This is a genomic window from Actinoplanes sp. NPDC049802 (assembly GCF_040656595.1).
Classification (GTDB): Bacteria; Actinomycetota; Actinomycetes; order Mycobacteriales; family Micromonosporaceae; genus Actinoplanes.
This window is the reverse complement of record NZ_JBFAMR010000005.1, coordinates 188,275-206,234: the sequence shown is the minus strand read 5'-3', so window position 1 is coordinate 206,234 and position 17,960 is coordinate 188,275. Positions and strand designations below refer to the sequence as shown.

General features: G+C 68.6%; 15 protein-coding genes, 1 other RNA gene and 1 pseudogene. 5 read left to right on the top strand and 12 right to left on the bottom strand.

The window, feature by feature from the left end:
- Window positions 1–102: 102 nt before the first annotated feature.
- Window positions 103–1,173, top strand: a pseudogene (locus tag AB0I88_RS05905) (recombinase family protein); the annotation flags it as partial.
- 565 nt (window positions 1,174–1,738) lie between these two features.
- Here the strand turns inward: AB0I88_RS05905 and ssrA are convergent.
- The 9 genes from ssrA to pruA all read right to left on the bottom strand — a co-directional run bounded on the left by ssrA (window position 1,739) and on the right by pruA (window position 10,178).
- Window positions 1,739–2,120, bottom strand: a transfer-messenger RNA (tmRNA) gene (ssrA, locus tag AB0I88_RS05900).
- A gap of 25 nt (window positions 2,121–2,145) precedes the next feature.
- Window positions 2,146–2,853 carry a cellulose binding domain-containing protein gene (locus AB0I88_RS05895; protein ID WP_361018902.1) on the bottom strand — a complete coding sequence of 236 codons (708 nt, stop codon included), beginning with the start codon at window positions 2,851–2,853 and terminating at the stop codon, window positions 2,146–2,148.
- Window positions 2,854–2,946: 93 nt separating this feature from the next.
- A complete protein-coding gene (gene smpB / locus AB0I88_RS05890; protein WP_361018899.1) occupies window positions 2,947–3,423 on the bottom strand; it encodes an SsrA-binding protein SmpB in 477 nt (158 codons plus the stop codon).
- Window positions 3,424–3,475: 52 nt separating this feature from the next.
- Window positions 3,476–4,651, bottom strand: coding sequence for a M23 family metallopeptidase (locus AB0I88_RS05885; RefSeq protein ID WP_361018897.1), 1,176 nt, complete (start codon window positions 4,649–4,651; stop codon window positions 3,476–3,478).
- 173 nt (window positions 4,652–4,824) lie between these two features.
- A complete protein-coding gene (gene ftsX / locus AB0I88_RS05880; RefSeq protein WP_361018894.1) occupies window positions 4,825–5,700 on the bottom strand; it encodes a permease-like cell division protein FtsX in 876 nt (291 codons plus the stop codon).
- 66 nt (window positions 5,701–5,766) lie between these two features.
- A complete protein-coding gene (ftsE, locus tag AB0I88_RS05875; RefSeq protein WP_183224950.1) occupies window positions 5,767–6,447 on the bottom strand; it encodes a cell division ATP-binding protein FtsE in 681 nt (226 codons plus the stop codon).
- Window positions 6,448–6,588: 141 nt separating this feature from the next.
- Window positions 6,589–7,701: a peptide chain release factor 2 gene (gene prfB / locus AB0I88_RS05870; protein ID WP_361018891.1), complete on the bottom strand. Its 1,113-nt coding sequence runs from the start codon at window positions 7,699–7,701 to the stop codon at window positions 6,589–6,591.
- Between the two features lie 51 nt (window positions 7,702–7,752).
- The gene (locus AB0I88_RS05865) at window positions 7,753–8,268 is read right to left on the bottom strand and encodes a PadR family transcriptional regulator (protein ID WP_361018889.1); all 516 of its coding nucleotides are present in this window, start codon (window positions 8,266–8,268) and stop codon (window positions 7,753–7,755) included.
- A 281-nt stretch (window positions 8,269–8,549) separates the two neighbouring features.
- The gene (pruA, locus tag AB0I88_RS05860; RefSeq protein WP_361018886.1) at window positions 8,550–10,178 is read right to left on the bottom strand and encodes an L-glutamate gamma-semialdehyde dehydrogenase; all 1,629 of its coding nucleotides are present in this window, start codon (window positions 10,176–10,178) and stop codon (window positions 8,550–8,552) included.
- 95 nt (window positions 10,179–10,273) lie between these two features.
- On the opposite strand from pruA, the gene AB0I88_RS05855 reads away from it, so the two are divergent.
- Complete coding sequence (locus AB0I88_RS05855) at window positions 10,274–11,374, top strand: hypothetical protein (RefSeq protein WP_361018883.1); 1,101 nt, start codon at window positions 10,274–10,276, stop codon at window positions 11,372–11,374.
- Here AB0I88_RS05855 and AB0I88_RS05850 read toward each other — a convergent pair.
- Window positions 11,326–11,787: a hypothetical protein gene (locus AB0I88_RS05850; protein WP_361018928.1), complete on the bottom strand. Its 462-nt coding sequence runs from the start codon at window positions 11,785–11,787 to the stop codon at window positions 11,326–11,328. The genes AB0I88_RS05855 and AB0I88_RS05850 overlap by 49 nt on opposite strands.
- A 203-nt stretch (window positions 11,788–11,990) precedes the next feature.
- Here AB0I88_RS05850 and AB0I88_RS05845 point away from each other — a divergent pair, with 203 nt between their 5' ends.
- Window positions 11,991–12,221: a helix-turn-helix domain-containing protein gene (locus AB0I88_RS05845; RefSeq protein ID WP_361018880.1), complete on the top strand. Its 231-nt coding sequence runs from the start codon at window positions 11,991–11,993 to the stop codon at window positions 12,219–12,221.
- A gap of 145 nt (window positions 12,222–12,366) precedes the next feature.
- Window positions 12,367–12,954 carry an Rv3235 family protein gene (locus tag AB0I88_RS05840; RefSeq protein ID WP_361018926.1) on the top strand — a complete coding sequence of 196 codons (588 nt, stop codon included), beginning with the start codon at window positions 12,367–12,369 and terminating at the stop codon, window positions 12,952–12,954.
- A gap of 216 nt (window positions 12,955–13,170) precedes the next feature.
- Here the strand turns inward: AB0I88_RS05840 and secA are convergent, their stop codons facing one another.
- Complete coding sequence (gene secA, locus AB0I88_RS05835) at window positions 13,171–16,074, bottom strand: preprotein translocase subunit SecA (RefSeq protein ID WP_361018877.1); 2,904 nt, start codon at window positions 16,072–16,074, stop codon at window positions 13,171–13,173.
- A gap of 185 nt (window positions 16,075–16,259) precedes the next feature.
- Between secA and AB0I88_RS05830 the strand changes: the two genes are divergently transcribed.
- Window positions 16,260–17,201, top strand: a complete 942-nt coding sequence (locus AB0I88_RS05830; protein WP_361018874.1) for a GNAT family N-acetyltransferase — start codon at window positions 16,260–16,262, stop codon at window positions 17,199–17,201.
- On the opposite strand, the gene raiA is transcribed toward AB0I88_RS05830, so the two are convergent.
- A complete protein-coding gene (gene raiA, locus AB0I88_RS05825) occupies window positions 17,190–17,807 on the bottom strand; it encodes a ribosome-associated translation inhibitor RaiA (protein WP_361018871.1) in 618 nt (205 codons plus the stop codon). The genes AB0I88_RS05830 and raiA overlap by 12 nt on opposite strands.
- Window positions 17,808–17,960 lie beyond the last annotated feature (153 nt).

Genomic DNA, 17,960 nt, shown 5'->3' with positions numbered 1-17,960 from the left:
TTACGAAGGCGGCACCGTCATCAGCCTGCTACCCGCGCTCAAGGTAGCCTGAAGATCAACTCATCGACCCTGTCCGTCGAAACGGGTCAAGCCCAGAAGTACATGGCCTCGCGCCGGCACGACCGGTCCGAGGACACTCGCAAGCGGGCTTTCAGCTACCTGCGTGTGTCCTCGGCCGGGCAGGTCAACACCGACTACGACCCGGAAGGCATCTCTCTGCCGGCCCAGAGGTCGGCCATCCAGCGTCGTGCCGCCGAACTGGGCACGGAGATCGTCACCGAGTTCGTCGAGCCCGGCCGCTCCGCGACGACCGTCGACCGGCGACCGGTCTTCCAGGAGATGATGGCCCGGCTCAAAGCCGAAAAGGACATCGACTACGTGCTCGTCTACGCCCGCTCCCGGCTGCACCGCAACTCGATCGATGCGGCCATCACCAAGCGGGACCTGCGGAGCGCCGGCGTCACGCTCGTCTCGGTCATGGGCTACACCGAGGACTCGGCGATCGGCGACCTCGTCGCCACGGTGCTCGACGGCGTCAACGAGTACCAGTCCCGGGCCTCGGGAGCAGACATCGCGTACAAGATGGGTCAGAAGATCATGCGAGGTGGCTCGGTGGGGCGGGCACCGATTGGCTACCTCAATGTACGGGAGACGTTCGAGGGCCGGGAGGTCCGCACGGTTGCCGTCGACCCGGTGCGTGGCCCGCTGGTCCGGATGGCGTTCGAGCTGTACGCCACCGGAACGTACGGCTTCCATGCGTTGATCGCGGCCCTGACCGATGCGGGTCTGCGCACCAAGCCGACCAAGCGCTTCCCGGTCGGCACCCCGATCTCACTGAACTCGCTTGGCAACCTGCTTCGTGACGGGTACTACCTCGGCTTCGTCTCGCTCCGCGACGTCGAGTACCAGGGGCGACACGAACCACTGGTTACCCCGGAGGTCTTCGACCGCGTACAGCAGATGCTCGAAAGCCGCCGGGCCGGCGGCGTCCGGGAACGCACCCACAACCACTACCTCAAGGGCGTCGTCTGGTGTCACCGGTGCCGACGCCGGCTCATGATCATGCGAGGCAAGAGCCATACCGGCGATCTGCACTTCTACTACTTCTGCCGCGGACGGCAGCAGCACGCCTGCGACCTGCCTTACCTGCCGATCGCTCGGGTGGAGACGGCCGTCGTCGACAACTACGCGACGATCGCGCTGCCCGCCGACCTGCGCGACAACCTCACCGTCCGGGTCGGTGAGGTGCTGGCCCTGTCAGCCGGCATGAGCGCCGAGCTGCGTACCCGGGTGAAAGATCAGCTCGCCGCGCTCGACCGGCAGGAAGATCGCTTTCTGGACCTGATCGGTGATCCCGACTGGCCGCAGGACAAGATCGCGGCGCGTCTACGGAAGATCCGGGACGAGCGGGACCGGCTCGCCCGGCAACTCGACGACTCGGATGCTCCGCGGCTCGACGAGGCCGCCGATACGATGCTGTACCTGCTCGGCCTGCTCACCGACCCGCAGGAGCTGTACCGCCGTGCCGGGCAGCGCGGACGGCGCGCACTCAATCAGGCGTTCTTCGCCAAGGTCTACTGCGACGCCGACGAGGCCGGGCCGTACGTCGCGGCCGACGAACTGTCGGACCTGGTGTTGCCGCTGATCAGCGAGGCGAGAAACGAAAGCGGCGGCACCGATGGTGCCGCCGCTTCGAGCGAACTCTCTCCCGCTGTCGCGGGTTCAAGTAAGCCCTCTCTCGTGGAGGTGCCGGGAATCGAACCCGGGTCCTTCGTTGTTTTGTCAGGGCTTCTCCGAGCGCAGCTCACTATGTCCCTACTCGGCCCTCCGACTCACGTGAGCAAGTTCGGACGACGGGCCCAGTCGCTGATTGATCTCGCCGCACGGTCCCCGCGACCGGGACCGATTGGCCAGCCTCCTAGCTGATGCCGGTGGCTGGGACGGAGGCGCTCCCAGACCGACAGACCACGCTACTTGCCTCAGGCGGCGAGAGCGTACTGGTCAGCGTCAAACTTATCGTTGGCGCTTATAGTTTTCCGACGACCGATTCTCGAGACGACGTCGGCTTCCTCGGCTCGCTTCCCCTGTCTCCACGTACGAAGTCGAAACCAGTCACCCCCATGTCTGTGTCACAGCGTCGCAATCTTAGCTCACTCGGCAGCTGCCGCCACCGATGGCACAGGTGACCGGCTTCACCAGATCGTTCAGTTCCTTCTCGGCCTGGAAGCCGGCGCTGATCGAGGAGCCGGCGGCGAGCGACCGGCCGCGGATCGTGACGGTGTTGCCGCTGAGGCTGGCCGTGGAGTTCCAGGTGCCGCGCAGGTCGAGCCCGGCGCCGGAGGGGTAGGACAGGGTGACGGTCCACTCCCGCGCCGACGAGCCCTTGTTGGTGACCTTGACCGAGGCGATGAAGCCGTCGCGCCAGGACGCGGTGGTGGTGTAGGTGACGGACAGGTCCGCGGCGGCAGGCGGGGAACTGGCGCGCGACGGCGACGGGCTGGGGCTCCCGGTGCTCTTCGAGGGCGAGGGCCGGGCCGAGGCGGAAACCGACTGCGACGGCGACACCGAGGGCGAGGCCGAGGCCGAGGGGGACGCCGAGGCGGAGCGTGACGCGGACGGTGAAGGCGACGGCGTGGACGACGCCGTGGCCGACTCGGTCGCCGGAGTGGTGGCCGGCAGCGAGCCCGCGGCCGCCTGGAGATCAGCGGTCGGCTGGACGAGCAGCGGATCGTGCGCCTCGGTGGCGCCGCCTGAGCGGAACGCGATCCAGCCGACCAGGGCGACGAGGATCGCGGCCGCCAGTCCGAGGACGGATCGGGCCAGGATGAACTGACGTGCGGCATGCTTCGCCAACGGGCGGGTCTCCCTCTTCGGTAGCGGAAGATCAGCGACAGCGGATGATCAGCGGTAGATGATCAAATGGGCCTGGCCGGGCAGAATACTCCCTCAGTCCATGCCCTTCGCACGGCGGCCCATCGCCCGGTTGATCTCGCGCTGGGCGTCCCGCGAGGCCATGTCCTGACGCTTGTCGTAGCTCTTCTTGCCTCTTGCGACGCCGAGCTCGACCTTCGCGTACCCGTTCTGGAAATAGACCGAGAGCGGCACCAGGGTGACGCCGTCGTCACGCAGCTTGCCCAGCATCTTGTGGATCTCCTCGCGATGCAGCAGCAGCTTTCGCGGGCGGCGGGGCTCGTGGTTGGTCCAGGTGCCCTGCGTGTACTCCGGGATGTGCATGCCGTGCAGGTAGATCTCACCGTTCTTCTCGTGGCCGAACGCGTCGACCAGCGAGGCCCGCCCGGCACGCAACGACTTCACCTCGGTGCCGGTGAGGATCATCCCGGCTTCGAAGGTGTCCATGATGGTGTAGTCGTGGTACGCCTTGCGGTTGGAGGCGACGAGCTTGCGGCCCTGTTCGCGTGGCATGACCGCGGAACCTCCTGTTTCTGTGAACCCGAACGCAAAGCGTACCCGGGGTTCAGCACAGGCAGCCGGGCAGGTAATCGAGCGGATCGCGGGGTACGCCACCGAACCGGGTCTCGAAGTGCAGGTGTGCTCCGGTGGAGGCGCCGGTGCTGCCCACCCGGCCGATGATCTCGCCGCGGCGGACGTATTCGCCGACCCCGGTATAGATCTTGGACTGGTGCGCGTAGCAGGTGGTGAACCCGTGTCCGTCCAACCGTCCGTGATTGATGCACGTGTACCGGCCGTAACCGCCGTTCCAGCCGGCCTGGATGACCCGTCCGGAGGCGGCGGCCCGGATCGGGCTGCCGGATCCGGCCGCGAAGTCGGCGCCCGCGTGCAGCTGCCACACCCGGTAGTAGGGGTCGTAACGGTTGCCGTAGTCGCTGCTCTTCCAGCCGTGCACGGGCATCAGCAGGCGGCCGCCGGGGTAGCGGCTGCCGACGCCGGCCCGGTTCTCCCAGCCGCGCATGGAGGAGCGGACCCGGCTCTCGGCGCGTACCGCGGCACGGTATCGGGCCAGGACCGCGGCGCGCTGGGTCTCGGCGGCGCGCAGCGCGGTCTTGCGGGTCAGGACCAGACGGTGAAGGGCGTCGCGGGCGCGGATCGCGGCGGCCTGCGCGTTCCGGGCGTCCCGGAGGCGGTCGGCGGCGGCCTGCTCGGCGGCTTCGGCGGCCCGTTTCGCGGCGCCGGCCCGGTCCTGCGCGATCCGGGCGGTCCGGCGGGCCGCCGTGAGCGTACGAACCTCCTGCTGCTCCTGGTGCATGAGGTGTTCGACGAGTCCGAGGCGGTCCATCAGGTCCTGCGGTCCGGTCGCCTCGGCGAGCAGGTTGAGGCGGTTGAAGGTGCTGCCCATGTAGGTGGCGCGGGCGATGTCCTCGACCCGTTCGCGGGCGGCGTCGACCCGTACGGTGGCGGCCGTGTACTCGTCGGTGACCCGCTGGTAGCCGGCTCGGGCGGTGTCGGCCCGGCGGCGGGCGGTGTCGGCCTCGACCCGGGTGGCGACGACCACGCCGCGGGTGGTGGCGACACGTCTCTGCGCGGCCGGCATGGCGGTGGTGGCTTTGGCGAGGTTGGCCGCGGCGGTCCGGGCGGCGGCCCCGGCGCTCTCCAGGAGGGCCTCGGCGCGGTGGACGGCGCGGGCGGCGTCGTCGGCGGGGTCGGCGGCGGCGGGCAGGGGAACCGCCGGCATGCACCCGAAGAGGGCGACGAGGCAGAGGCAGGCGGTTATCAGACGATCAGGTCGGCGATACCCCACGGCGTCACGCTACCCCGACCAATCGCCCGCAATGCCCCAAATCACCCGATGGCCGCAACCCTGTGCAGGGTTGCGGCCATCGGGAGCGCCGTGATGCGGGTGGAGCCTCAGACCTTGAGGTAGAAGCGCAGCGTCACCCAGGCGGTGATCGCGCTGAACAGCGAGGCGACGCCGGCAAGCAGCGGCAGCATCAGCCACACGTTGCCGTTGGGGATCGGCGTCAGGATCGTGGCCAGCGCCTGAAGCTTGTGGTCCAGCAGGACGACCTTGCCGGCGAAGAGCGCGACGAAACCTAGGATCGAGCCGATCAGACCGGCGACCACCGCCTCCAGCACGAACGGTGACTGGATGAACCAGTTCGACGCGCCGACCAGTTTCATGACCGCGACCTCGCGCCGCTTGCTGTAGGCGGCCACCTGAATGGTGTTACCCACCAGCAGCAACGCCGCGACCGCCATGAAGCCGGCCACCACCAGCGCCATCACCTGGATCGAGTTGAAGACCTTGAAGACCTTGTCCAGCAACTCGCGCTGGTCGATGATCTGCCGGATGCCGGGCAGGCCCTCGACCACCTTGGCGAACTCGCCGTACTTCTCCGGGTTCTTCAGCTTGACCCGGTACGACTCCGGCAGGCTGTTCGAGTTGATCGCGTTGACGAAGTCGGGCGAGTCCGCCCAGAGCTTCTGGAACCGCTTGAGCGCGTCTTCCTTGCTCTCGTACTGCTGGTCGATGGTCAGGCCACTGCCCTTGATGGCCTCATCGATCACCTGCCGTTGCGGTTCGGTGACGTCGTCGGTCAGGAAGATCGAGACCTCGATGTTGCCGTAGTAATACTCCTTCATCTGGTCGACCTGCATGTACAACAACACGCTGGCGCCCAGCATGGTCAACGAGACCGACATGGTGATGATCATGGCGATCGTCATGGTGACGTTGCGCCACAGGCCCACCAGGACCTCGTTGAGGATGTACTTCACGCGCATCGGGGGGATCCTTCCAGGACTCCGCGTGTCACTGCTTCAGTTTTCAGTACGGGGGCGGAGCCGGGTCTATCCGTAGACACCGCGCGCCTGGTCCCGGACGATCCGTCCGCTCTCGATCTCGATGACCCGGCGGCGCATCTGGTTGACGATGTTGGAGTCGTGCGTGACCATCACGACGGTCGTGCCGGTCCGGTTGATCCGGTCCAGCAGGCGCATGATCTCGATCGAGGTGTCCGGGTCGAGGTTACCCGTCGGCTCGTCGGCGAGCAGGATCAGCGGCCGGTTCACGAAGGCCCGGGCCACCGCGACACGCTGCTGTTCACCACCGGAGAGCTCGTGCGGGTAGCGGTGCTCCTTGCCACCGAGGCCGACCAGCTCCAGCACCTCGGGAACGACGCGCCGGGCGACCGCCTTGGTCTTGCCGATCACCTCAAGGGCGAAGGCGACGTTCTCGTACGCGGTGCGGTTGGGCAGCAGGCGGAAATCCTGGAAGACGCACCCGATCGAACGCCGGAAGTGCGGCACCTTCCAGGAGCGCAGTGTGGTCACGTCCTTCTGGTTCACCACCACCTTGCCACGGGTCGGTGAGACCTCGTGCAGGAGCAGCTTGATGATCGTCGACTTACCGGAACCGGAGGGGCCGATGAAGAAGACGAACTCACCCTTCTCGATCCCGACGCTGACATTGTCCAACGACGGCCGAGACGCCTTCGGGTACGTCTTCGTCACGTTCTCGAGCAGAATCACGGGACTGGAGTCTACGCGGTGTAACGAAATCGCCAACCCCACCGGGGTCGGGAATATTCACAAGCTGCGGTAACACCGGGAACGGACGCGACCCGGCCTGACCCACCGTTCAGGCCAGGTTGCGCACAGTCACCGATCTCGCTATGAGGCGAGCTGATTCTGCTTGCGCCAACGGATGCCGGCCTCGATGAATCCGTCCACGTCGCCGTCGAAGACCGACGAAGGGTTACCGGTCTCGAACTCAGTGCGCAGATCCTTCACCATTTGGTACGGGTGGAGAACATACGAACGCATCTGATCGCCCCACGAACCGGTGGTGTCCTGCCGCAGATCGGCCATCTTGGCGGCCTCCTCCTGGCGCTTGCGCTCGAGAAGCCGGGCCTGGAGCACCCGCATGGCGGCCACCTTGTTCTGCAGCTGCGACTTCTCGTTCTGGCAGGAGGCCACGATGCCGGTCGGGATGTGGGTCAGCCGGACCGCCGAGTCGGTGGTGTTGACGCTCTGCCCACCGGGGCCGGACGACCGGTAGACGTCGGTGCGGATCTCGCTCTCCGGAATGTCGATGTGGTCGGTCTGCTCGACCACCGGCATCACCTCGACGCTGGCGAAGCTGGTCTGGCGCCGGCCCTGGTTGTCGAAGGGGCTGATCCGCACCAGGCGGTGGGTGCCGGACTCGACGCCCAGCGTCCCGTACGCATACGGCACCTTGACGGTGAAGGTCGCGGACTTGAGACCGGCCTCCTCCGCATACGACGTGTCGTAGACCTCGGTCGGGTAGCCGTGCCGCTCGGCCCAGCGCAGGTACATCCGCATCAGCATCTCGGCGAAGTCGGCGGCGTCCACACCGCCGGCGCCCGCCCGGATGGCGACCAGTGCCTCGCGGGAGTCGTACTCCCCGGAGAGCAGGGTGCGCACCTCCATCTCCTCGATCGACTTGGAGAGGGCGGTGATCTCGTCACCCACCTCGGCGATCGAGCCGGCGTCGCTCTCGGCCTCGGCGAGCTCCAGCAGCACCCCGGCGTCGTCGAGACGGGAGCGCATCCGCTCCAGCTTGGAGAGCTCGCCGGAGATGTACGACAGCCGGCTGTTCACCTCCTGAGCACGGGCCTGGTCGTCCCAGAGGTCCGGCGCGGAGGCCTGCTCCTCGAGGTCCGCCTTGTCCCGGCGCAGCTTGTCGACGTCCAGGACGTTCTCGATGTTTCGCAGGGTCGCGTCAAGGGCCTTCAGTTGCTCGGGAAAGTCGGCAGCGGTCACGACACTCAAGACTACGCCGCCCGGCCAGAATGCTGGCCGGGGCGGGTCTGTTCATTCGGTGGGAACGGCTTTCAGCCAGGTGAGTGCGGCCTTGTGGTAGGCGACCGCGAACTCCAGGGCGGCCGCCCCGAACTGGTCGCCGTTCTTCTTCGCCTCCTTGGCCTGCTCCTTCGCCATCGCCATGGCCTCCGAGTGGTACTGGTTGGCGTTGGTGTAGAGCGACTGCAACTGCTCTCCGGTGTGCTGCTGACCGAAGGCGACCCGCAGGGCGACCGGGTTGCGCAGCGCGTCACGGCCGGGCGGCTCGGCCAGCCAGCGGCCGAAGGCTCGCTTGCCGGACGCGGTGATCGCGTAGGGCTGACTGGATCGGGGGCCCGGCTTACCGAGGCGGACATATCCCATTTCGGCCAGTACGGGTAGTTCGCGGTAGACCTGGCTCCGCGTCATCGACCAGTAGGGCCCGAGACGGCGTTCGGCAGCCGCCATCAGCTGACCGCCGGTCATCGCCCCCTCATGGAGGAGGCCGAGGAGGGCAGCCGCCGTCGGATTGATTTGGAAGTCGGGCATGCCTTCTAAGCTGCCACTTTGTCGCGCCGCCGTCCAGGATTTAGCCCGATCCGTCCAGTTTGCGCCTCCACAAACGACTGTCCCGCACAGACAGTCCGACAACGAGAGAGCGGAGTGGGCGTTTCAGCCTGGAAATGCGCGTTGACCAGGTAAAATGGTGCACCCAATCGGTCAGACGACGCGTTGCGGGCAGGAATCCGGCAAAAACTACGGAACTGCCGTGCACAACCAGACAATCGACCCTAAACGCCCACCCTCGCTCTCCAGCGGTCCCGGCGGACTCAACCCTGATGCGGATAGCGCCACGATGTGGGCGGGTCGAACGTCTCCTTGATGGTCCGCGGCGACACCCAGCGGAGCAGATTCAGGATCGAACCGGCCTTGTCGTTGGTCCCGCTGCCCCGCGCCCCGCCGAAGGGCTGCTGCCCGACCACCGCACCGGTCGGCTTGTCGTTGACGTAGAAGTTGCCCGCCGTGAACCGCAGATCCCGCTGCGCCCGCTCGATGACCGTCCGGTCGGTGGCGAAGATCGAACCCGTCAGCGCGTACGGCGAGGCCATGTCCGCCAGCCGCACCACCTCGTCGAAACCGTCGTCCGGGTAGACGTACACCGCCAGGATCGGACCGAAGTACTCGGTGGAGAAGACCTCGTGCCCGGGATCCGCACACTCGACGAGCGTCGGCTCGACGAACCAGCCCTCGCTGTCGTCACCCCGCCCGCCGGCCAGCACCGTGCACGCGTCACTGCCGGCGATCCGCTCCAGCGCACCGGTGAGCCGGCCGAACGACCGGCCGTCGATCACCGCGCCACCGAACACCGAAAGGTCGGTGACATCCCCGTACCGGAGGGAAGCGACCGAGGCGGCGAGCCGATCCCGCAGGCCGCCCTCCCACAGGCTCCGCGGCAGGTAGGCACGGGACGCCGCCGAACACTTCTGGCCCTGATACTCGTACGCCCCGCGGAGCAGAGCCGTGTGCAGCGGGTCCGGATCGGCACTGGGGTGAGCGATGACGAAGTCCTTGCCACCGGTCTCCCCCACCAGCCGCGGATAGGCCCGGTACCGGTCGATGTTCTCCCCCACCGTGCGCCACAGACGGCGGAAGGTCCCGGTCGAGCCGGTGAAGTGGATGCCGGCCAGGTCCGCATCGGCCAGCACCACCTCCGAGACCGCCTGGCCGTCCCCGGTCACCATGTTGATCACCCCGGGCGGCAGGCCGGCCGCCTCGAACAACCGCATCGTGAAATGCGCCGCGAACTGCTGTGTGGGCGACGGCTTCCAGATCACCGTGTTGCCCATCAGGGCCGGGGCGGACGGCAGGTTGCCGGCGATCGCGGTGAAGTTGAACGGCGTGATCGCGTAGACGAAGCCCTCCAGCGGGCGGTGGTCGAACCGGTTCCACACCCCCGGAGACGACTCCGGCTGCTCGGCCAGCAGCCGCTCCCCGAAGTGCGCGTTGAACCGCAGGAAGTCGATCAGCTCACAGGCCGCGTCGATCTCCGCCTGATAGCAGGACTTCGACTGTCCCAGCACGGTCGCGGCGTTCAGCGTGTCCCGCCACGGGCCGGCCAGCAGCTCGGCGGCGCGCAGGAAGATCGCCGCCCGCTCGCTGTACGGCAGCGCCCGCCAGCCCGGCGCGGCCTCCTTGGCGGCGGCCACCGCGGCGGCGGCGTCGGCGGCCGTGGCGTTGCCGGTCACGCCCAGCACCGCGTGCCGCCGGTGCGGCTGGACCACCTCGATCGGCGGGCCCTCGGCCATCCGCTGCCGCCCGCCGATCGTCATCGTCAGGTCCGGTCGGCGGTCGCGCAGCTCGTCGATCGTCTTCTGCAGTAAGGCGCGGTGCGAGCCACCCGGCGCGTAGTCGCGGACCGGCTCGTTCCTCGGCGCCGGGACGGAGAACAGGGCATCCATCCGGAGCTCCTCGTCGTGGAGGGGGTTTCGTCCATCCTCGCACCTCACGGACGGCCGGTCAGGCGTGCGCGGTTTCGCCGGTTACCCTGGCCCCCATGACAGACCGCCAGACCGCCGCCCCGGAGACCGTCGAGGAGTCCCGGCTCACCGTAGCGCTGCTCGCGGCCACCGCCCTGGCCTGGACCGGCGCGATGCTCTGGTCGGCCCGGGCCACCATCACCGGCCGGGCGGATGTCGCGATGGAGGTGACCTCGACGGCGTACGCGCTGCCCGGCGCGGTCACCGCCGACCTGGTCGCCGGCTCGGCCGTGGCCCTGCTCGTGCTCACCCTGGTCAGCGGGCGCCGGCGACTCGGCCCGACGGCCCGGTTCGCCGTGGCCACCGGCACCGGTCTGGTCGTCGGCCTGCTCAGCGCCATCCCGATCATCACGATCAACACGGCCGGCACGATCTACGCGGTGGTCGGCGGCACGGTGGCCGCGGCCGCGACCATCGGTGGCGCGCTGGCCGGCCTGCGGATCCCGACCGTCGTCGCCGCGGCCGGGGCCGGCTCGGTCGGTGTCTTCCTGATCGGCTTCCTGCTGAACCTCTTCCAGGCGCCGGTGCTCAACGCCTTCGGTGCCGGCGACACCGAGTCCTCGGCGCAGGCCGCGCAGTGGTTCTCGTACAGCCAGGCGGCGCTGAGCGGGCTCGCGGCCGGGCTGATCGCGTACTTCATGCTGCGCCGGCACCCCGGCCTGCGCTGGCCGCTCTACGCGCTGGCCGGCGCCGGGGCCGGCCTGCTGCTGGTGATCGGCGAGCTGCTGGCCCGCACCGCCGGCGCCGAAGTGCTCGAACTGGCCGGCAAGGTCAGCGAGCTGGAACAGACGGTGCAGCGGATGCTCAGCTCCGCCCGGATGAACAACGGGCTCATCGTCCTCTTCGCCGGCGCGCTCACCGCCATCTTCGCGGTCGGCCGGACCCTCGGCCCGGCCCGCGACGACGACGAGGAAGCGGCCGACCGGCCTCTCAGCGCGGCCGACGACGAGAAAGCGACCAGCCGGACCCTCGACCCGGCCGACAGCGCGGAGACGGCCGGGCGGACTCCAGACCCCGCCGACGAGGAGGACGAGGACGCCAAGGCGAAGACGCCGGCCGGGGACGGGCCTCAGGCCAGTTCGTCCAACTCGGAGACCGCGTACCACTCCAACTCGTGATCCTCGGCGCTGTCGACGGTGAACTGGGCGTCCGGGTCGCCGGCCAGCGCTTCCTCGACCACCTCGGCGGCCGCCGCCACCGCCTCGATCGCGTCGGTCCCGTCGACGTGGATGCTCGCCAGCTCGGCCAGGCTCACCGGCTGCGGCAGCCGGACGGTGCTTGACCCCAGCTCGGTGTCCTCGCGGGTCACGCCGGCGGCCGGCACGTCGGCCGAGACCACCACCCGGCGGCGTGGCGCTGACGGGTCGTGCCGCAGCAGCTGGAGGGCGCCCTGGGCGGCCCGGGTGAAGGCGACGTACTCCAGCTCCTCCTCGTCGCCCTCCGCATACCACTCCCGGAGCGCGGGCGTCACCGCGTGCGCGACGAGGGTCTGGTCGCCGAGACGCCCTCCGGCCCGCAGCGCGGTGAGCATCGGCAGCGTGGCCGGCACGTAAACCCGGACCAGGTCGGTGATCGGCACCGTGATTCCTCCTGCACTCGGCGGTCGGGCGAGCACAGTACACCGTCATCTCGGCCCGGACATGGCCTCATTTCATCAGGAGTCTCCTGATCGGGGTCGCACCGGGTCGGCCACAGGCCATCGATGGCAAACTGAGGCTGTCGAAAGGAGGAGCCGTGCCGGAGCCCCGCTTCCTGCTGCTGTCCGACGTGGCCGCCGAACTGAACGTCTCGGACTCGCAGGTCTATCACATGGTCCGCAGCGGCGAACTGCCCGCGATCAAGATCGGTGGGCGCGGGCAGTGGCGCGTCGAGCGCTCCAAGCTGGAGAAATACATCGAGGAGAGGTACGCGGAGACGGCCGAGTGGGTGCGCGACAACCCACTGGCCGACCGTGAGGCGGAATGAGCGCTCGGCGGCTTATGCGCCTCTTACCGAATCGATGAGCCGCGGTTGACCGACCGAAGGCACCTGAACAAGACTGTGGCTCATCGAAGGCAAACGAAGGCAAACGCAAGGTTTCGTGAAGACTGAGCGAGGTTTGTCGGTGGCGATGCGAGGAGTGGCGGTGGCGATGCGATCGGCGGTCGAGATTGCGCCCACGGGGAGCCGTCCGGCGATTCGGTTGCGCCCGGTTCCCCGATCCGAACCCCCTTTCGACGACGAGTCCGCGCCGCAGGTCTGGGCGCCACCCCGTCAGCCGGCCCTGGAGTGGCCGGCCGGCACACAGCGGTCGCCGGAGAAGGGGAGGCCCGCGTCACCGGCGGTGGCCGGCGCGGCCGGTGACGCGAAACTCGCGGCCCGCCGGTTCGTGCACCTCTGCGTCGAGGTCCTCAACGGCTTCCGGCCCGCCGCCCACCTGCGCCGGATGGCACTGCCCGCCGAGGCGGCCGAGGTGGTCGCACAGGGTCTGGCCGGGGCCCGCCGGGCCGCCGAGCTGCGCCGGGCCGGTCACCGGGGCGCCCGCCCGGCACGCCGCCCGGTCCCGGTGGCCGTGCTGCGGTTGCGCCTGTGCGAGCCGCGGCCGGGCGCCGTCGAGGCCGCCGTCACTCTGGTCACCGGTGACCGCACCTGGGCGATGGCGTTCCGCATGGAGCTGCACCAGCAGACCTGGGCCACCACCGCGCTCGTGATCATCTGAGACTCCCGGGGCGGCCGTCTGCGAGGACCGCGGCGGCCGTCCCGGGCCGGACAACGCAACGGCCCACGGCACCGGCTCGAACCAGACAACGCAACGGCCCACGGCACCAGCTCGAACCAGACAACGCAACGGCCCACGGCACCAGCTCGAGCCGGAAAGCGGAACGGCCCGCGTGCCGCCGGCTTGAGCCGGGGCCGCGGGCCGTTCAGCCGTGGATCAGACCGCGCCGGGCGCGCCGTGGCAGCGCTTGTACTTCTTGCCCGAGCCGCAGTAGCAGGGTGCGTTCCGTGAGGGACCGTTCGACTCCGACGGGGAGGCCGAGGACCGGCTCCGCGATCCGGCGGCGGTGTGCGCCGGGCCGGCCGGGACCGGAGAGCCACCGGGGCCGATGGAGACCGGGCCCTGCTCCTGCTGGATCACCGGGCGGCCGGCGCCGGCCTCGCCGTCGATCGCCGGCGCGGTGTACTGCAGGTTCTGCGGCCGGTTGGAGCCGCCGAGGCCCTTGGCGTGCACCTCGACCCGCTCGGGCTCGCCGCCGGAGTCCGGCTCGTCGCCGACCTTGGGCAGCTCGTAGGCCTGGCTCGGGTCGACGGTGACGGTGGGCTGCTCCTCGACCTGGACCTCCAGGTTGAAGACGAAGCCGACCGCCTCCTCCTTGATGCCCTCCATCATCTGGTTGAACATGTCGAAGCCCTCGCGCTGGTACTCGACCACCGGGTCGCGCTGCGCGTAGGCCCGCAGGGAGATGCCTTCCTGCAGGTAGTCCATCTCGTAGAGGTGCTCGCGCCACCTACGGTCGATGACCGCGAGCAGCACCTGACGCTCCAGCTCACGCAGCGCCTCGGCGCCCAGCTCCTCCTCGCGGGCCTGGTAGGCGGCCCGGGCGTCCTGCTTGAGCTGCTCGATCAGGAACTCCTGGTCGATCGAGCCCTTCTCACCGCCGGACTCCTCGACGATGTCGTCGATGGTGACGGTGACCGGGTAGAGACGCTTGAGGTTGGTCCAGAGCTGCTCCAGGTCCCAGTCCTCGGCGTAGCCGTCGGCGGTGGCCACCGTGACGATGTCGGTGATCACGTCCTCGATCATGTGGGTGACCTGGTCGTGCATGTCCTCGCCGTCGAGCACACGCTTGCGCTCGGCGTAGATGACGGTCCGCTGCTTGTTCATCACCTCGTCGTACTTGAGGACGTTCTTCCGGATCTCCGCGTTCTGCGCCTCGATCTGGGTCTGCGCGTTGCGGATCTGCTTGCTCACCATCTTCGACTCGATGGGAACGTCCTCGGGAATGTTGAACCGCTCCATGACGGCCTCGACGGCGCCGGCCCGGAACCGCTTCATCAGGTCGTCCTGCAGCGACAGGTAGAACCGGGACTCGCCCGGGTCACCCTGCCGGCCGGACCGGCCGCGGAGCTGGTTGTCGATCCGCCGGGAGTCGTGGCGCTCGGTGCCGAGCACGTAGAGCCCGCCGGCGGCCACCACGTCGGCGGCCTCCCGCTCGGTGGCCTCCTTGACGATCGGGAGGACCTCCTCGAGGGCCTTCGCGTACTCCTCCGGGTTCTCCACCGGGTCGAGGCCGCGCTGGTGCAGCTCGGCCGCGGCGGTGAAGTCCGGGTTGCCGCCGAGCAGGATGTCGGTGCCACGGCCGGCCATGTTGGTGGCCACGGTGACCGCGCCCTTACGGCCGGCCTGGGCGATGATCGTCGCCTCCTGGGCGTGGAACTTCGCGTTCAGCACGCTGTGCGGGATGCCGCGGCGGCGCAGCAGTTGGGAGAGGATCTCCGAGTTCTCCACCGAGACGGTGCCGACGAGGACCGGCTGGCCGGTGGCGTGCCGCTCGGCGATGTCCTCGATGACCGCGTTGAACTTGGCCCGCTCGGTCTTGTAGATGACGTCCGGGTGGTCGATGCGGATCATCGGGCGGTGCGTCGGGATGCTGACGACGCCGACCTTGTAGACGCTGTTGAACTCGCCGGCCTCGGTCTGCGCCGTACCGGTCATGCCGCCGAGCTTCTCGTACAGGCGGAAGTAGTTCTGCAGGGTGACGGTCGCGAGGGTCTGGTTCTCCTGCTTGACCTCCACCCCCTCCTTCGCCTCGATGGCCTGGTGCATGCCCTCGTTGTAGCGGCGGCCGTGCAGGATGCGGCCGGTGAACTCGTCGACGATCAGGACCTCGCCCTCGGGGCTGACGATGTAGTCCTTGTCGCGCTTGTACAGCTCCTTGGCCTTGATGGCGTTGTTCAGGTAGCCGACCAGCGGAGTGTTCACCGACTCGTACAGGTTGTCGATGCCGATCCGGTCCTCGACCTTGGCGACGCCGCGCTCGGTGATCGCGATGGTGCGTTTGGCGTAGTCGACCTCGTAGTCGCCCTCGCCGTCCTTGCCCGGCTGGAGACGCGCCACGATCTGGGCGAACTCCCCATACCATCGGGCGGAGTGCTCGGCCGGGCCGGAGATGATCAGCGGGGTCCGGGCCTCGTCGATCAGGATGGAGTCGACCTCGTCGACGATCGCGAAGTTGTGGCCGCGCTGCACCAGTTCGCTCTTCGACCAGGCCATGTTGTCGCGCAGGTAGTCGAAGCCGAACTCGTTGTTCGTCCCGTACGTGATGTCGCACTCGTAGGCGGCGCGGTGCTCGGCGGACGGACGGTTCGGCAGGATGACGCCGACGGTCAGGCCGAGGAACACGTGCACCCGGCCGACCCACTCGGCGTCACGCTGGGCGAGGTAGTCGTTGACCGTGATGATGTGCACGCCCTTGCCGCTCAACGCGTTGAGGTAGGCCGGGAACACACCGGTCAGGGTCTTGCCCTCACCGGTCTTCATCTCCGGGATGTTGCCGAAGTGCAGGGCGGCGCCGCCCATCAGCTGGACGTCGTAGGCCCGCTGGCCGAGGACGCGCTTGGCGCCTTCCCGGGCCACCGCGAAGGCCTCGGGAAGCAGCGAGTCGAGCGACTCACCGTCCTGATAACGCTCCTTGAACTGCTGGGTGCATTCGCGCAACTCGTCATCGCTCAGGTCGACGTAGTCGTCCTCGATCGAGTTGACCGCGTCCGCGATCGCCTTGAGCCGTCGCACCATGCGGCCTTCGCCGGCGCGAAGAATCTTTTCCAATATCGACACGGGTCAACGCTCCCCTAGACAGTCTGCCGAACCATCGTAGGCACCTCCGCCGGAGACCTGTGACCCGAGCCTCCCCTGAAACTCGCAAAGAGGGCGAAATACGCTAAGAAGTTCGCTGACAGCGCATCCTTCGACTCGTTTGAAAGCTGTTTGGCGCCCGGGCGCGTCCCGGAGAGGATGTCCCCGTGGATCAGAACAGCGAAGTGCGGCTCGAGGACGCGGGCGACGGGGCGTACGAGATCGTCGGCGCCCGGTCCGGTGACCGGCTCGGCCGGGTCAGTCTGGCCGGGGAGCGGGTGACCTTCGAGGTCGTGCCGGGCGCCCGGCGCCGCGGCGTGGCGACGGCCGCGTTGCGTGCGGCGAGCGAGATCGCGCTGCGCGACCGGGAGCGGCTGGAGCTGCTGATCCCGTGGGACAACCCGATCGCCCTGCGGGTGGCGCTGGCCGCCGGATACACCCGGGAGGGGATCCGCCGGGGCACACCCGAGCTGCTGGTCTACTCGCGCCTGGCGAGCGACAGCGGCGAGCCGGCGCCGCGGCTGCTGCCCGACCTGCCGGGCGGCGAGCTGTCCGACGGCGTGATCACGTTGCGGCCGCTCGGCGAGGGCGACGTGGACTTCTACACCGAACTGCACAGCGTGCCGGACGTGGTGGAGACCAGCGTGCCGCCCGAGCCCAAGCCGGCCGACGAGATCCGCCGGCGCTGCTCGCGGGCCGCCGCGCAGTGGCTCGCCGGCAACCGGGCCGACCTGATCATCGTGGACACCGCGACCGGGCTGCCGGCCGGCGAGATCGATCTGTACTACCAGGAACCGCCGCTCGCCCAGGCGATGATCGGATACAGCACGCTTCCCGCGTACCGGAAAAGGGGTTTGACCACCCGCGCGGCGCAACTGCTCGCTCTCTGGGTCTTCGCCGAGACGGACATCGTCCGTCTCGTGGCCGGCGCCCTGCCGACGAACATCGGCTCGCAGCGGGTGCTGGAGAAGGCCGGCTTCACGCGCGAGGCCTACCAGAAGCAGCGCCTGCCGGGGCCGGACGGTGGCCGGCTCGACGACGTGCTCTACGTCCTCCTCGCCGGAGACCTGCTCGTGCAGGCCTCCGGCGCGGGAACCTCACATGCCTAGGCTGAGGATGCCGTAGTCGTATCCACGGCGGCGGTACACCACACTCGGCCGCCCGCTCTCCTTGTCGTGGAACAGATAGAAGTCATGGCCGACGAGCTCCATCTGGAAGAGGGCGTCGTCGACGGTCATCGGCTCGGCCGAGTGCTCTTTCTCCCGGACGATGCGCCACGGCTGGTTGTCATCGTGCTCGGTGGGCTCGGTCTCGAGCTCCGGCTCGGTCAGCGTGGTGGTACGTCCCCCGGTCAGATCGGTGGGGAGATTCGCGGTGGCCGCGGCGACGGAGACCGGCGCGTGCCGTCCGCGATGTACTCGGCGCCGGTCGGCAGAGCGGCGCAGCCTGGCGTCCAACTTGTTGATCGCACAGTCCAGGGCGGCATAGAAGTCTTGTGCCTGGGCCTCGGCGCGAACCACCGGCCCCTTCGTCATGACGGTGATCTCGACCCGTTGGCAGATGTCGGACTGTCGCGGATTGCGCTCGTGGAACAACTCCACGTCCGCCCTCATCAGCTTCTGGTCGTAACGTTCGACCTTGCTCAGCTTGTCGGCGACATGCTCTCGGTAGTGGTCGGGAACCTCTACGTTGCGGCCCTTGACGACAATGTCCACTCGTGACCTCCCCCAACATTTGTGCTTGGCGGGCGCCGAACCACGGCGCATCGAGCTGCTCGGTGAAGACGCCGCGTGAGGAAAACCGACGCGGCCTACGTGAGTGAGACGACTCCTTTCCGGTGCGGCGAACAGGCCTCTGACTCGGCGCTC

Excerpts from the sequence above, each read along its gene's own strand:
- AB0I88_RS05855 (WP_361018883.1), top strand. The coding sequence starts at position 10,274 with ATGACAGACCGCCAGACCGCCGCCCCGGAGACCGTCGAGGAGTCCCGG.
- ftsX (WP_361018894.1), bottom strand. The coding sequence starts at position 5,700 with ATGCGCGTGAAGTACATCCTCAACGAGGTCCTGGTGGGCCTGTGGCGC.
- pruA (WP_361018886.1), bottom strand. The coding sequence starts at position 10,178 with ATGGATGCCCTGTTCTCCGTCCCGGCGCCGAGGAACGAGCCGGTCCGC.
- AB0I88_RS05840 (WP_361018926.1), top strand. The coding sequence starts at position 12,367 with ATGCGAGGAGTGGCGGTGGCGATGCGATCGGCGGTCGAGATTGCGCCC.
- AB0I88_RS05850 (WP_361018928.1), bottom strand. The coding sequence starts at position 11,787 with ATGCTCACCGCGCTGCGGGCCGGAGGGCGTCTCGGCGACCAGACCCTC.
- AB0I88_RS05865 (WP_361018889.1), bottom strand. The coding sequence starts at position 8,268 with ATGCCCGACTTCCAAATCAATCCGACGGCGGCTGCCCTCCTCGGCCTC.
- AB0I88_RS05885 (WP_361018897.1), bottom strand. The coding sequence starts at position 4,651 with ATGCCGGCGGTTCCCCTGCCCGCCGCCGCCGACCCCGCCGACGACGCC.
- smpB (WP_361018899.1), bottom strand. The coding sequence starts at position 3,423 with ATGCCACGCGAACAGGGCCGCAAGCTCGTCGCCTCCAACCGCAAGGCG.